Consider the following 14,827-nt stretch of genomic DNA (forward strand, 5'->3'; position numbering starts at 1 on the left):
CGCCTCGAACAACCCCGGAAGCGTCCCCGCCGGCACCTCAACCCCAGTGTCATTCCACCCGGACAACACCCACTCCCGCTCCACCTCACCAAGCAGATCGGCCCGCCCGACAGGGTCGGTGGCAGGTGCTGCGGTGAGCCAGTGAACGACGTTCAGAAAGCGTCGCAAGACGTCGGCGGTGGACGCCGCGTCGTGGAGATCCGGATTGACGTCGACGTTGATCTGGAGGCCGGACCGGTCGTAGACGTCGATGCGCATGCCATCCACGGGGCCGGTGGCGAGGTTGTGCGCGGTGACGGGAAGGTCGCCGAAGTGCAGGTCGTAGTCGAACGCCATGACGTTGATGTGGAGACCGCACAGAACGCGGTCGACCATCTTCAGGTCGCGGAGAATCTCCTCGTGGCGGTAGCGCCCGTGGCGCAGACCCTCGCGAACCGCGCGGGAGGTCTGCCGGACGGCATCGGCCACCGTGGTCCATGGATCGAAGGTCACACGGATCGGAAGAACGTTGGAGGTCATGCCCGGGATGCCGGCCTCGCGGTACCCCGATCGTCCTCGTACAAGGACTCCGATGACCACGTCGCGGGCTCCGGTGGTCCGGTGTTCGTGGACGGCCGCGGCGGTGATCAGCAGGCCGGCGAGGTTGGTCTTCAGACGGCGCGCGGCCGCCTTCAGGGCTGCGGCCTCCTGCACGCCGATGCCATCAGCGGTGCGGACGGGAGCGTGCTGGGAGCGTGGGCCCACGTGAGCAGCCCCGGTGAGGACGTCGTCGGCCAGGCCCGCCAGGGTGTCGTTCCAGTACTGCCGGTCCTGCTCGATCTCGGAGGAGGAGCGATAGGCACGTTCGGCATCGAGGAGCACGGAAACCGGCTCGAGGGCGCCGTCGTTCAGGTCGCGGTCTTCCAGGAGGGCGTTGTAGATGTCGGCGCCTCGAGTGGCGAGCACCGCGCCGCCCCGCCCATCCATGACGAGGTGGTGCGCGCTGGCAAACCAGAAGTGCAGGTTCTCACCGAGCTTGATGACGGCTTGGGAGGAGAGAGGGCCTCCATCGAGTTCCGCCGGACGGCGCAGGTCGGCGCGCATCCACTCGTCGGCGGCCGCACGCGGGTCGGACTCGTCGCTGAGGTCGACGACGTGGACGGGGTAGTCCCGCTCCTCGTGCACGTACTGCCAAGGAGTTCCGTCGATGACGCGGATGCGCAGCCGCAAGCTCTCAGCCTCGTGCAGCCTGCGCCGGGCAGCTTCCACCAGGAGTTCGGGCTTGACCGCGCCGCGGATCTCCAAGTATTCGGCAGAGTGGAAGCCCCGGTTTTCGGGAGCGAGTTGCTGCGCGTACCACACCGCCAGCTGACCAGTCATCAGTTCTCGGAGCCCAGCCTCGGATGTAGACATACCCGCATACTCCAATCGGTTCGCGTCATCGACTGGAACAGCAGGGGCCCGCCTCCGTCAGGGCGTGCCGCATTACCGCCCAGCCCTCTGGATCAAGGCTTTTACCTGGTGGTTCACACTGAATGGCGACCTCGCCCAGCAGCAGGGCACGTGGGTCCGTCACACCGTCGCCGGGAGCAGGAGTCCGATCGCGGACCGCTCCGGACCGTAGGGCCTCAACGCACGCCCGGGACCGGTGCCTGCCGGTCCCGGGACCGTGGCCTTGGGGACTACTTCCCTTCCATGGCCGCGATCAGGCTATTGGGACGCAGGTCGGTCCATGTCGTCTCGACGTAGTCGAGGCACTCCTGGCGCGGAGCCTCCCCGAAGACCTTCTCCCAGCCGTCGGGTACGTCGACAAACACCGGCCAGAGCGAGTGCTGGCCCTCTTCGTTCACCAGGACCAGGTAGTTGGCATCGGGGTCATCGAACGGATTCGTCATCGCGTTGTCCTCTCTGGGCAATGGTATGGACGCATGGTCAGTGGATTTCACCAACGCATTTCCGGCCGACTGCAGGTACATGTCGGCAACTTGTCGCGGTGATGGGCGGGCCCGGAATCCACCTACCGTCCCGCCATCTCACGGGACATCACGACTCTGCGGTGGTGATCCACTATGACCCAGGGTCGTGTGGTTACTCAACGTCTGGACACGCACTGCCCGCACACCCCGCGACCTGCGGCTCTCGTACAGCTGCGCACAGTTCAACTGTGTCCATGCGCCAGTTGAACATCTGCTCGGATGGCGTGCTCTTGACGGCTCGCGAAAGGTCGTGCCAGCGTGAGACTTGATTGGGGGAATGTCATTCGCGCCGCTGCTAAATCCGCGGACGGAGTCGAGATCGGCCGACTACGCCAAGAGTAATCCGTTGTGCACCGGCCGTTCATCCGCCGCCCCTCCGGCGCGTACCCAACTCCTCGATCCAGTTCGTTTTTCTGTTCCGGGGTCCAAGAACACGTGTGAGGCATCCGTATGCGCAGTGAGCCGGGCGAGCAGCCGGAGATCAATCTGGTGGATCCCAAGCTCTATTCGGACGGCGACCCGTTTGTCCAGTGGCGATGGCTCCGCGACAACGAACCCATGTACTGGCATGCACCCACGGAGCTAACCGGTTTCTGGGCACTGACCCGGTACGAGGATGTACGCACGGCCTACCGGGACTCCGAGACCTTCAGCTCGGCCCAGGGAATCCTCCTGCGGCCGACCGACCACGGCGCCGACCCCGGGGGCGGGCGCACCCTTGCCCTCACCGACCCTCCCCGACACCGACAGCTGCGCGGCCTGGTCGACTCATGGTTCGCGGTGCGGTCGGTGCGCGAGCTTGAGGCGGAGATGCAGGCCGTGACCCGCACCGTGGTCGACTCCGCTCTGGAACGCGGCAGCTGCGACTTTGTGACGGACATTGCCGCGCGCGTGCCGCTGTACGTGATCTGCAAAATGATGGGTGTCCCGGACTCCGACTGGGAGCGTCTCTACACGCTGACGAGTCAGGCCTTCGGCGCTGGCGACCCGGCCACCCGCAGGTTTGCCCATCTCGAGATCATGGGGTACTTCGAGGAGCTGCAGGCAGAGAAGGCGGACGATCCGGCCGACGACCTGGTGAGCGTGCTGGCCACGGCGAGCATCGACGGCGCCCCCCTCAGCACCGAGGACATCATCCTCAACTGCAACAACCTGCTCGTCGGCGGTACCGAGAACACGCGCATCGCCGCCTCCGGGGGCATGCTGACGCTCCTGGAGCACCCCGAGCAGTGGCAGCACCTCTCGGAAGATCCGTCACTCCTGCAGCCGGCCGTCGAGGAGATCCTCCGCTGGACCTCCACCGCCACGCACATCATGCGTACGGCGGTGCGACCAGTGGAGATCCACGGGCGCCGCGTAGAGGTGGGCGACCGGGTCACCTTCTGGCTGCCCTCGGCCAACCGGGACGAGCGGATCTTCGAGGATCCGGACCGGTTCGACATCACCCGCAAGCCCAATCGGCACCTGGCTCTGGGTTTCGGTGAGCACTTCTGCATCGGCAGCATGCTGGCGCGGGCAGAACTGCGGTTGCTTTACCAGGAGTTGTTGACCCGGTCAATCAGGGTAGAGCTCGACGGCGAGCCGACGCTGCTGGATTCGATCGTGGTGAACGGGCCGGAGCGATTGCCCGTCAAACTGACCGCAGCGTGAGCGCCCCTGCCTGACTGTTCTGCCCCGCTGCACAGCGAACGCCCCGCCTCCCTCTCGGGAGCCGGGGCGTTCGTTTTGCGGTGCGACGTCCGCAGGCACACGGACACCTGAACCGGTGATCAGCTGTGCCGGCCCAGCAGTTCGGTCGACGAGGCAGCGGAGAAGCGCCCAACCTTCTCGATGACGTCGGAGCTGTACAGGCGCAACGACTGCTGAAGCGCGAACTCGGCCATGTACTGGCGGAACGCCTCGGGCGACTCCTCGGCGAGGTTGAGCATCCGCCGGTTGGCGAGAACTGCGGAGCCCTGGAAGCGCTCGACGGCGCGTTCCACGGCGGCCTCCAGATCGCCGTGATCGTGGACCTCGTCGATCAGCAACCCGGCGTCGGGTTCGCGGGCGAAGATTCGCCTGCCCTCCAGGATGATCTGGCGGGAACGACGGAGGCCGACCGCCCGAGTCAGCCGGTAGTTGGCGGCTCCGGGGATGATTCCTTCCTGCGCGGCGGGCAGGGAGAGGTAGGCGTCCGCCGCGGCGATCACATGGTCGAAGGCCAGCAGCAGCTGGCAACCACCGCCGATAGCGAAGGTGTCGACCACACCGATCCACGGCTTCTCGATGCTGCGAGGCCGCCAGGCCGAGCCGTCGTCGGTCAGGACGCCGCGCACCAGCTTGTGGATGTAGCCGAGTTCGCGGCGCAGGAGGAAGTCGGTCAGGGAGATGCCGCCGCCGTGCAGTGTCTTCAGATTGATGCCGGCGCTGAAGACGCGCCGTCCCCGGTATCGGGGGTGGGTCATCTCGCCGCCGCGTACCAGGCCGACTTGCACGGCCGGGTCGAGGAGGGCGAGGTCGACCGCGGTCTCCATGTCGTCAACCTGCTGGTTGTCCTCCGCGTTCAGCGAGTCCTCGCGGCACAGGGTGAGGCGGGCCACGGCCCCCGTGCGTTCCAAGTGTACGGAGGTGAGTTCGGCCTTGCCGGTGCGGCAGAACTCGGGGAGTAGGTCGAGGGCGCGGGGAGTCGGGCGCAGCATCGCGTCGAGCAGGTGCGGGCCTGCGTGCGGCGAGCGCAGGACGTGCTGCAGGAAAATGCCCTGGTCGATCTCGCGGCCTTCCTTGTGGGCCTGCGGCCGGGCACGCTCGTCGACCAGCTGTTCGGCGGTGGGTACGAGGCCGGGGAAGGCCTCGGCCGCGACGCGGGCGAGTTCGGTCACCCTCAGATGTCGGGTGCGGCCCGCCGTGAGTTCGTCGTAGACGGCGTCCACATGGGTCCCAAGGAATGCGGCGCGCAGTGTGCGGGTGGCATCGATCGCCGCCCAGGCGAGGGCACGATGCTCCGGAGACCGGTGTTCCGGTGCGGGTAGGGCGTGCAGTTCCTCGTCGGTATGCTGCACCGCTCGGGCGATCACCGTGCGCGCCTGGTCCAGGCCGGCCCGCACGGCGCGCAGGTCGTCGGCGGTCGTCATGCCGCGGCCTCGACGCCAGCCCGGCGCAGGGTGAGGTCACAGGCCGCCAGGTGGGCGCCGAGGGCCTCTTCGAATCCGGTGCTTGTGGCGTCGAACATCAGCTGGCGGCGGATCGCCAAGTCGCTGCCGGAGAGAACAGCGGTGCGCCCGGTGAACCGGGCGAGACTGCTTGCGACGTCGTCGCTGACTTCGTTGATCAAGTGCAGGGCGAGGGCCTCGGCGGCCTCGATGGGGATGCCGAACAGCAGGGCCCGGCGGATCACAGCGGCGCTCGCCGCGTGGTTGGCGAGTCGGTACAGGGCCATGCCCGGCCACAGGGTGCCGTCGGCCGGGGGCATCGTCAGACGGACGGATCCGGTGGCGATGCGGTAGTCGGTCGCCAGGAGCGCGTCGAGGGCGAGACCGCCGCAGTCGCCATCGGCCACGGCGATGGTTGCGGCGGGCAGGCGCTCGAGCCGCCGCAGCGCGCGCTCCCACTTGCTGACCGGCGCAACCGTCAGGTCCTCGGTCCATGGCGCGGTCGGGGCACCGGAGACCCGAACGATCACGTGGCCCTGTCCGGCGCCGTCCTCGGCACGGTCACAGACGGCAGTGACGGCCGCGATGACGTCGGCGGACAGGGGCTTGGTTCCATCGATCCGCAGGACCAGGGCGTCGGCCTCGGACTGCGCGTCGATCTCGGAGATAGTGTTCATGACACCGTTCATCTGCTCGTTGTTCACCATTGCACCAGCGCTGTTTCGATGGTCGAGCCGGGGCCCATGGTCATCAGGACGCCGTAGTCGCCGACTTGAACGGCCCCTTCCTGGAGCAGCCGTTCGTAGGAGAACAGGAACGAACCGCTCGACAGGTTTCCGTAGTCACGCAACACGCCGGTGGTGTGGCGTACGTCGTGGCGGGTGAGGCCGAGGTTGATGCGGACCGCGTCGACGACCTTCTTGCCGCCGGAGTGCACGAGCCAGTGGCGGATCTCGCTGCGGCGCAGTCCGGCCCCGTTCAGGAGACGGTCAACGACCTGTTCGGCGTTGGCACCGACCACGTAGGGGACCTGCGGGTCCAGATAGAAGCTGAACCTCCCCTGCTCGTCGTCCCAGTCGTAGCGCATGGCGCCGATGGCGTCGGGGATCAGGTGGCTGGCGAAGCCCAGGATCCGCGGGCCGCCGGGTGCGGCGGGCACGTCGGCCGGGGGGTAGGAGGTGTCGGGGGCATCGGCCATCAGGACTATCGCGGCGGCGCCGTCGCCGAAGAGGCTGTTCACCACCGCGGTGCGCAGGGTGTCGTCGATCAGATAGGCGGCCGAGCAGGCTTCCGTACACAGCATGACGGCGACCTTGCCGGGGTTGGCCACTGCCCAACTGGCCGTGGCATTGAGCGCATTGAGCCCGGCGTTGCAGCCCATGCCGACGACGTCGACGCGGCTCGTCCGCGTCGGGATGCCCAGGTCTCGGATGAGGTGGGCGCTCAGGCCTGGGGTGAGGAAGCCTGTGGTGGTGGTACAGCACAGGTAGTCGACGTCGGTGGCATCCAGGCCGACGTTGTCCAGGGCGGCCCGCACAGCGCGGCCTCCCATGTCGAGGGCGAGGCGCTTGTGCTTGGCGAGGAGTTCGCCCTGGAACTCGCTGCGCAGGGCGCCGTCGGCGTCCTGTGGCGGGAGGGTGAGGAAACGGCGTTCGATCGCGCTGTTGAGGAAAACCGAGCGGACCTTGGCGTCCTCGATGGCGAAGAGATCGAGCACTTCGCGCTGGGTGTAGGAGTGCTCGGTGGTAGCGGTGGCGACCCCGGCGATCCGGGCGGCGCCGGCGGTCTTGCCACGGCCCGGGTCCAAGGCGTCTAGGACGCCGGTGCCGGAGTCGGTCAGGTCGGCGGTCATCGATACTTCCACCCCCACATACGAGGCCTGCTGCGGTCACGGGACTGTGCTGTCGACACGCTGATCACTTTCCGGTGGGCGATGGACACGGACAGGTCGGGCCGCGGTCAACCGCGGTCCGAGGCCTCAGCTCTGATGAAGCGCGCGAGCCGGGCGATGCCCTCGACGATGTCGTCGTGGGTCAGATAGCTGATCGAGAGCCGGAGGCTGCGGTCTCCGCCGCCCTGAGGATGGAAATAGGACATGGGCGTCCAGATGACGCCGTACTCCTCCGCAGAGCGCACCAGTGCGGCGTTGTCAGCAAGAAAGGGAACGTCGAGGCCAAGGAAGAATCCGCCCCCGGGCTCGTTCCAGCGCACGCCGAGTGCCACCCGATCCCGCTCGGGGAAGTTCGCGTCGAGCTCCTTGAGTACGGCCCCCATGGCCGCGCCGTAATGGGCGGAAGTCTCGGTGTTGAGGTCCGAGGTCCGCCCGTCGGCGGCGAGCAGCATGCCTCCCACGACAGCCTGGGCCAGCGGCGAGGTATTCACGGTCACCATGCTCTTGAGCTTGGTGAGCTCGTCGGCCAGCAGGCCGGCGTTGCCCTCGCGGTCGACGACGGACTGGTCGGCGACGACGAACCCCACCCGGGCGCCGGGAAACAGGGTTTTGGAATAGGAGCCGAGGTGGACCACGCGCTGGTGCTGGTCGAGTGACTTGAGGGTCGGCACCTGCTGTCCGGGGCTGACGAGCCGATAGGGGCTGTCCTCCAGGACCAGGATGTCCTCCCGGGCGGCCAGGTCCAGCAATGACTGTCGTTCTTGGAGCGACATGGTGTGGCCTGAGGGGTTGGAGTGGTCAGGCACCACGTAGAAGACGCGGGGACGCCGACCGCGGGCGCGCTCGGCCACGAGCGCCGACTTCAGGTCCGCACAGTGGAATCCGTCGGCGCGCTCCGGGACTGGGGTCGGGTCGAAACCCAGCATGCTGGCGACGCCGGTAATCCCCGGGTAGCAGGGGCTGGACACCAGGAGCACGTCCTCGGGCGCCGGGACGAGCGCGCGCAGGGTGAGGAACATCGCCTCCTGGCAGCCCACCGTGACCACGACGGCCTCGGGCGGCACGTCGATGTTCTCGTCCTTGCGCAGCGAGTCGGCGATCAGTTCGCGGATGCGGCCGGCGGTCGGACCGTACTGGAAGAGCGCGTCCCGGATCTCGGCGGGCGAGGCTCCCTGCTCCTCCAAGTGCTGCAGGTACCGACGGATGTGCGTGAAGATCTGCTCTACGTCGAAGAAGCCATCGTACGGGCGGCCCGGGGCGAACGAGATCGTCCCGGGGTAGCGGTGAGTGATCTCGTTCAGGAAATTCATGGTGTCGAGCACCGGGTCGGAGAGGCTGCTGTGCAGCTCTTCCTTCTTCAGCCGGGTCGCGGCCACGGGGGTGCCTCCCAGGAGGCGGACGACCGGTCCGGTCGTCCGCCTCAGTCGTAGGGATGGGTGGAATCGCGCCTGCCTACCAGCACCATTCCTGCTGGCCGTAGAGGTGGCCGGCCTTGATGTCGCGCTCCTTGCACCAGGTCATGAACTCTTCGATCTGCTTGATCTGGTACGTGTCCTCGGTGTACGTGGTTGCCATGACGTGACCGAGCCACGGCTCCTCGCCCATGGCGTACACGTACGCCTCACGGGCGCCGAGCTCCGTCATGATGGCCGCGGCCTGCTCTGCGTTCGACCCCGACAGCTTCCGGGAGTGGCTCATCTTCTTGGAGACAGGGATGGTCAGCAGCGCCTGGTACAGCCACGTCAGCGGCGCGCCGTCGCACTCCATGCCGAGGAACGCGATGTCGGCCGTACCCAGGTGCTCCTTGACGTAGCGGTACAGCGTCGGGTCGATTCCGGAGGAGTCGGCGCCGATGTAGACCTTCTTGCCCGCGAACTCCGCCCAGTACGTGGACTTGGCGCGGATGTCGAGGTCGCAGTGCTCGCCCAGGAACGGCGTGGCCGTGATCTTGCCGCCCGGGAACTCCACCTCGTCGAAGTCGTCGACCTCGATCACCGGGAAGCCCTGGTGCTTGAGCATGAGTGCCATGGAGGGGTCGGACAGGTTGCCGCGTGAGGAACGCGGCACCACGATCGCGCCCACGCGCCCGCGCAGCTGGAGCAGCGTCTCCAGGACGATGTGGTCCTGGTGCCCGTGCGTGATCAGCACCAGGTCGATGAAGTCCGGCAGGTCGTCGAGCGTGTACCGGTCGCCGGCCGTGTTGTCCGCGCTGATGAACGGGTCGGTCACGATGGCGGCCTCGGGCGTCTGCAGCACCAGGCACGCGTGCCCGAAGTACCGGATGCGGCCGCCCGCCTCGATGTGCCGGTCCGGCGACAGGCTCGGCCGGTCGGACAGCAGTCGCGACAGCTGCTTCGCCTGCGCGTCGTCGAGCTCCAGCGCCTCCCGCAGCTTCGCCAGGGTCGTCGGACTCACGCGCGCCTTGAACAGCTCCTCGAGGCCCTGGTGGCGGAACGGCAGGGGCAGTTCGAGCACGTCCGGCGACGGCAGCCGCGGCGTGCTCAGGATGAAGGGACGCTCGTAGCCCGGCTCGAGGGACAGCTGCACCGACTGGCGCGCCTCGCTGTACACGCGGCTCTTGTAGACGACCGGCTCCATGAAACGCATCTGCGCCTGGTTGTCCGTGTCGTACGCCAGCTCCACCAGGCCGTTCAGCTCCGAAGGCAGCTTCGGGTACAGCGGCGTCAGATCGAAGCCGGTCGCGTTCGCCCGGAGGATTTCCTGGCCCGAGGAGATGGCCTCGGCGAACGCCAGCATATCCGCCCGGTCCCGCTTGATGGCCGCCAGCAGGTCACGCACCTCGTCGGCGCGCTCTTCGGGAATATTGACGAAGTACCCGCCGCGCAGCTCCGGGTTGCTGCTCGCCGCAACATGAACCTTCGGGGACTGCAAATAGGATTCGAGCATCGGCACTTGCAGGAACGCAAGATTCATCGCCGCTTGTATGGGTGCCAGCGTGTGCGGCCAGGCAAAGAACCTGTCGACCAGCGGCTCAACTATGGCCTTCGAACGCAGAAACAACGGCTCATTCGACATCTGCCCCACCTCTCTTCGAGATTTTCACGGGATGGTTCGTCCCGGGCAGTGCGAATGTCGACTCACTGCTGGTGGAACGCTGGACTGCGGAGACCACAAAGGGAGCACGGAAGCCGGACACGTCGGCATGCCTCGTCCCGCAGACCACCCGAGCGCTAAGGACAGCACTATGACGTGGGACCCCGAAGATGATCAATAGCGTCCGGGGGCCTTGAACAGTGTCCGGTGGGAGTTCAAGTGCGGCAGTGCGGCAGTTGAACATGCCCGTTCTTGGCTCTTATGGGGCGCAAGCGGGAAGATGAGCCACGCTTGCCCGGTCTTGCGCAAAGTCACACGCACATCGACTGGCGCTCCGACGCTTCATTCGAAATTCGCCCGAATAAGGGGGTGTCAGCTCGGTGACCGACCTACAAGAGCCGGAGGTTCTGTATGAGAAGAGGGGGCATGTCGCCCATGTGACGCTCAACCGGCCAACCGTACTCAATGCGATGAATCTACGGATGCACGAGAAGCTGGCCAAGGTCTGGGACGACGTCGAAGCCGACGACGAGGTGCGGCTCGCCGTGCTGACCGGAACGGGCAGCAGGTCCTTTTCTGTCGGGCAGGACCTGCGCGAGCGGGCCGAGCTCGACCGGCAGGGGGTGCCGGCGTCGACCTTCGGAAGCCGTGGTCAGCCGGGCTGGCCCCGCCTGACCGAGCGGTTCGCCCTGTCCAAGCCGGTCGTCGCCCGCGTGAACGGCTATGCACTCGGCGGAGGCTTCGAACTCGCCCTGTCCTGCGACCTCATCATCGCCTCCGATCACTCGGTCTTCGCCCTTCCCGAGGCGACCCTCGGCTTGGTGCCGGGCGCCGGAGGAGCGTTCCGGCTGGCGCGGCAGATCCCCCTCAAGACCGCGATGGGCTACCTGCTGACCGGCCGCCGGATGAGTGCGTCCGAGGGGCTGCGCCTCGGCCTGGTGAACGAGGTGGTACCGGAGGAAGAGCTCGACGCGGCCGTCACGGCATGGACCGATGCCCTGCAACGCAGCGCTCCATTGGCCTTGCGCGCCATCAAGGACGCCGTGATGCGCTCCCTGGACATGCCGCTCCCCGACGCCTTCGTCACACCGTTCGCCTGGGAGGAGCGACGCAGGCACAGTGCGGATGCCGTCGAAGGCCCACGGGCGTTCGCCGAGCAGCGTGAACCTGTCTGGAGCGGGCGGTGACAACGGCGAACAGCTGCGCGCGACGGACGTGTCGATGCGACGAACACGGCCGCGGCAGCGATCGTGAGCGCGCCGGCCGCACGTCCCGGCGTTCAACTGCACCGTAGTGAAGGTTACTCTCCCTTAGTCCGGGGATGTGGGGTGAGTTGAGAATCAGGCGACAGTAGAGATCACTCGCCTCGGCGCGTGTGTGCCGGCAGCGGGGTTTTCGTGTCAGCCGCCTGAGGGGAAGTCCCGTACACAGCGGGCTTGATCGCGAGTGGGATAGCAGATAGTTTCCTGGTCGTTGCGGCAGATATTTACTCGCGCCTGTTCCACCTCAAAGACCGCTGCAGGCGGCACTGTTCGGCGATCGCACGGACCTAATACGCGTTCCCGATGCGGCGGCCAGCGGCAAATAACCTTCCGGCACCCTTCCCGGGTTGAGCTATTTCAGTACCAGACTCATACGGATATCGACCGCACAAATCCGGCAGCAGCTGACGGCCGTGAATTCACATATTTGAGTGAGAGGAATCCACCCATGTACGTCGAGTACCTCACGAACCTTCTCAACACCGTCTACAAGGTCCCTGGAACGATCGACCCGGAGAAGTCGTTCCTGGAACTCGAGGTGGACTCGCTCTCCCTGGCAGAACTCAGCGCGCACCTGGAGGACGAACTCGACGTGCCCATCGACGAGGAGAACCTGAGCGCCGCAACCACCGTGGCCGAACTGGCCGCGCTCCTGGAAACCCACGGCGCGGTCATGCCGGCATGAGCTCCGACAGACAGCATAGCCACCCGGATGTAGTGATCACGGGTATCGGCATGGTCACTCCGGCCGGAGCCGACACTGACACGGCCTGGAAGGCTACGTGTGCCGGACAACCGGCAGGCGCTACCGACCCGAGGCTCGTCCGCGCCCCCGTGGACTTCAGCTGCCCCGTCACCGGGTTCGACGCGGACGAGTTGCTCGGCGTCGAGGCCCGCCGCATGGATCCCTTCACGCAGTACGCCCTCGTTGCTGCCCGCGAGGCCTACATCGACGCCCAACTGGCCGGCGGAGACCTGGACCCTTCCAGGGTCGGCGTGGTGCTGGGCACCGGCGTCGCCGGCCTCGGGACCTGGCAGGAGCAGGGCGCGCGGCTTGGCGCCAGAGGGGCACGCGCGGTCAACCCGCTCACCGTCCCGAAGGCCATCGGCAACATCGCCGCAGCGACGGTGTCCATGAAATTCGGCCTGCGCGGTCCTTCGCTCAGCGTGGCCACCGCCTGCGCCACCGGCACCACGGCTTTGGGTCTCGCCCTCGACCTGCTCCGCGCGGGCCGCTGTGACGTGGTGCTGGCCGGTGGCACCGAAGCTGCCATCTCGCCTCTCGTATCCACTGCTTTCGACCGGCTGAAGGCGCTGTCCCGACGCCGTGACGCCCCTGCGCTCGCCTCCCGGCCGTTCGACGAACATCGCGACGGTTTCGTCCTGGGAGAGGGCGCCGCCGTGCTCGTCCTGGAGCGTGCGGCAGTTGCCAGGGCACGAGGACGAAGCGCCTACGCGCGGGTACTGGGCTACGGCGAATCCTCGGACGCCTACCACCTCACTGCGCCCCGGCCCGACGGCCAGGGCGCTCAGCTCGCGCTGCAGAAGGCGCTCGATGACGCACACGTACGCCCGTCGGACGTCACGCTCGTCAACGCCCACGCAACCAGCACACCCCAGGGCGATGCGATCGAGGCCCGCGTCATCGAGAACCTCTTCGGACGGAACGCTGCGGTCACTTCCACCAAGGGCGTGACGGGCCACATGCTCGGCGCCGCCGGAGCCGTGGAGGCCGCGTTCACCGCTTTGTCGATCAAGCAGGGCTTGATCCCGCCCACCGCCAACTTCCAGACCCGCGGTGCCGATATCCCGGAGATCGACATCGTTCACGGCACCCCGAGACACATCCCCGTGTCCATCGCCGTCAGCAACTCTTTCGGCTTCGGCGGACACAACGCAGTCATCGTTCTGGGGAGCACCAAAACATAAAGAAACACAAATACACCTAGATCGGATTCGTCATGGAATTCAGCCTGCTGTACTTCGCAAATCGTGAAGCAGAAGACCCGCCACAGGAGTACGAACTACTGATCAAGGCGGCAGAATTTGCCGATGCGAATAACTTTACAGCCCTCTGGATTCCGGAGAGACACTTCCATCCGTTCGGCGGGGCGTATCCGAACCCTGCACTTGCCGCCGCAGCGCTCGCCACCAGGACTCAAAGAATCAGGTTGCGAGCAGGCAGCGTGGTCCTGCCCTTGCATGATCCGCTGACGGTGGTCGAGAACTGGTCCTTCGTCGACAACCTCTCCTACGGCCGAGTCGATCTGGCTTTTGCCGCAGGATGGAATCCGAACGACTTCGTGCTGGCTCCGGACCGGTATGCAAACCGCAAGGAATACACGTTCGACGCGATCGACACAGTCAGGGACTTGTGGGCAGGAAAGGCTGCGTTGCGGGAGAACGGGGAGGGAGTGGCGTTCAAAACACAGACCTACCCCCGCCCCGTCCAGCCTGAGCCGAACCTGTGGTTCACCTGTACTTCCAGTCGAAACTCCTTCACCCAGGCGGGCGCGCGAGGCCTGAACGTCCTCACGGCTCTGCTGTTCCAGAGCCCAGAGGAACTGGCTGAAAACATCGAGCACTACAGGACCTCCCGCGAACAGCACGGCCATGACCCCGCTTCAGGAAAAGTCACGCTGATGCTGCACACCTTCGCCGGAGAGAGCGACAGCTCAGTGAGAAGGACTGTGCGCAAACCCTTCATCAACTACCTGCGGTCCTCCATCGACCTGTGGAAGGGGCAATGGCCAGAACTACAGGACGGGAATCCGGAGCGTCTCGCCAGGCTGGCTTTCCAACGGTACTTCCTCACCTCAGCCCTGTTCGGCTCGGTCGACAAATGCACCACATTCGCTCAGCGCCTCGAGGCTGCCGGGGTGGACGAAATCGCCTCACTGGTGGATTTCGGTGTCGAAGCAACGGAAGTGCTCGCCGCACTGCCTTATCTCGACCAAGTCCGACGCAACCTCGCGGGAGGCACGGATACAGCCCACCAGTAGCCGGTGAAGCGCGGGCGGGATCCGAGCCCAGCGCAATATTTGTGCCGGGCCTCGCCTGCACTCGCTTCAGTCAGGACTCGGTCTAGCCGTGCCTTTGTCAGATCCCCACGGTTATGTAAACCAGCATTTACTGACTTCAGCTCGTCAGGGTGATTCGTTGCGAAGTGGTTGAGGGGCTTGGCTCAGTGGCTGTATCCCGTGGTGTGTGAGATATGCGGATGGGGGCGGGCTGACCCCTGTGGGACGTCAGCGCCGGGAGAGGGTGCGGCTGCAGGCGGCTGAGCTGTTCGAGCAGATGATCAAGCCGGTGGAGGTCGCGCGCCAACTGCGGGTGAGCCGGAAGTCGGCTTACCAGTGGCACCAGCTGTGGCGGGACGGCGGAGTCGCGGCTTTGACCTCGCGTGGCCCGAGTGGATCGAGATGCCGGCTGTCGCCGTACTGCCTAGCCTCGTGCTTTCATGAAGCACGGTGTCCGACAGGTGATCAGGTAAGCGAAAAGTGCCTCTGACCAGCAAGAATGAGGATTGTCGAGGTC

At 66.3% G+C, this 14,827-nt stretch carries 13 protein-coding genes; 6 read left to right on the top strand and 7 right to left on the bottom strand.

Features of this window, described 5'->3' with window-relative positions:
• Together ABZZ20_RS36045 and ABZZ20_RS36050 are read right to left on the bottom strand one after the other, a co-directional pair.
• A partial coding sequence (locus ABZZ20_RS36045) for a condensation domain-containing protein (protein WP_356877142.1) occupies positions 1-1,359 on the bottom strand: 1,359 nt, incomplete at its 3' end.
• 302 nt (positions 1,360-1,661) lie between these two features.
• Positions 1,662-1,874 (bottom strand): MbtH family protein, encoded by a 213-nt coding sequence (locus ABZZ20_RS36050; RefSeq protein ID WP_356877144.1) that lies wholly within the window; start codon positions 1,872-1,874, stop codon positions 1,662-1,664.
• Between the two features lie 531 nt (positions 1,875-2,405).
• Between ABZZ20_RS36050 and ABZZ20_RS36055 the strand changes: the two genes are divergently transcribed.
• Entirely contained in the window at positions 2,406-3,605 is a 1,200-nt protein-coding gene (locus ABZZ20_RS36055; protein ID WP_356877146.1) for a cytochrome P450, read from the top strand.
• 119 nt (positions 3,606-3,724) lie between these two features.
• Here ABZZ20_RS36055 and dpgC read toward each other — a convergent pair whose 3' ends face one another.
• The 5 genes from dpgC to ABZZ20_RS36080 all read right to left on the bottom strand — a co-directional run bounded on the left by dpgC (position 3,725) and on the right by ABZZ20_RS36080 (position 10,010).
• On the bottom strand, positions 3,725-5,065 hold the full coding sequence (dpgC, locus tag ABZZ20_RS36060; RefSeq protein ID WP_356877148.1) for a (3,5-dihydroxyphenyl)acetyl-CoA 1,2-dioxygenase DpgC: 1,341 nt from the start codon (positions 5,063-5,065) through the stop codon (positions 3,725-3,727).
• Positions 5,062-5,760 carry an enoyl-CoA-hydratase DpgB gene (gene dpgB, locus ABZZ20_RS36065; RefSeq protein WP_356877150.1) on the bottom strand — a complete coding sequence of 233 codons (699 nt, stop codon included), beginning with the start codon at positions 5,758-5,760 and terminating at the stop codon, positions 5,062-5,064. Before dpgB ends, dpgC begins: the two co-directional genes overlap by 4 nt.
• A gap of 23 nt (positions 5,761-5,783) precedes the next feature.
• On the bottom strand, positions 5,784-6,935 hold the full coding sequence (gene dpgA / locus ABZZ20_RS36070) for a 3,5-dihydroxyphenylacetyl-CoA synthase DpgA (RefSeq protein ID WP_356877152.1): 1,152 nt from the start codon (positions 6,933-6,935) through the stop codon (positions 5,784-5,786).
• 107 nt (positions 6,936-7,042) lie between these two features.
• Positions 7,043-8,350 (bottom strand): PLP-dependent aminotransferase family protein, encoded by a 1,308-nt coding sequence (locus tag ABZZ20_RS36075; RefSeq protein ID WP_356877154.1) that lies wholly within the window; start codon positions 8,348-8,350, stop codon positions 7,043-7,045.
• 76 nt (positions 8,351-8,426) lie between these two features.
• Complete coding sequence (locus ABZZ20_RS36080; RefSeq protein ID WP_356877156.1) at positions 8,427-10,010, bottom strand: MBL fold metallo-hydrolase; 1,584 nt, start codon at positions 10,008-10,010, stop codon at positions 8,427-8,429.
• A 398-nt stretch (positions 10,011-10,408) separates the two neighbouring features.
• On the opposite strand from ABZZ20_RS36080, the gene dpgD reads away from it, so the two are divergent.
• The 5 genes from dpgD to ABZZ20_RS36105 all read left to right on the top strand — a co-directional run bounded on the left by dpgD (position 10,409) and on the right by ABZZ20_RS36105 (position 14,800).
• Entirely contained in the window at positions 10,409-11,215 is an 807-nt protein-coding gene (gene dpgD, locus ABZZ20_RS36085) for an enoyl-CoA-hydratase DpgD (RefSeq protein ID WP_356877158.1), read from the top strand.
• 523 nt (positions 11,216-11,738) lie between these two features.
• Complete coding sequence (locus ABZZ20_RS36090; protein WP_356877160.1) at positions 11,739-11,975, top strand: acyl carrier protein; 237 nt, start codon at positions 11,739-11,741, stop codon at positions 11,973-11,975.
• Complete coding sequence (locus ABZZ20_RS36095) at positions 11,972-13,219, top strand: beta-ketoacyl-[acyl-carrier-protein] synthase family protein (RefSeq protein WP_356877162.1); 1,248 nt, start codon at positions 11,972-11,974, stop codon at positions 13,217-13,219. Before ABZZ20_RS36090 ends, ABZZ20_RS36095 begins: the two co-directional genes overlap by 4 nt.
• A gap of 32 nt (positions 13,220-13,251) precedes the next feature.
• Complete coding sequence (locus ABZZ20_RS36100; RefSeq protein ID WP_356877164.1) at positions 13,252-14,292, top strand: MupA/Atu3671 family FMN-dependent luciferase-like monooxygenase; 1,041 nt, start codon at positions 13,252-13,254, stop codon at positions 14,290-14,292.
• A 262-nt stretch (positions 14,293-14,554) separates the two neighbouring features.
• A complete protein-coding gene (locus ABZZ20_RS36105; RefSeq protein WP_356877166.1) occupies positions 14,555-14,800 on the top strand; it encodes a helix-turn-helix domain-containing protein in 246 nt (81 codons plus the stop codon).
• Positions 14,801-14,827 lie beyond the last annotated feature (27 nt).

Origin of the sequence: Streptomyces sp. NPDC006430 (genome assembly GCF_040612395.1) — a bacterium.
In the GTDB taxonomy this organism is placed as follows: Bacteria; Actinomycetota; Actinomycetes; order Streptomycetales; family Streptomycetaceae; genus Streptomyces.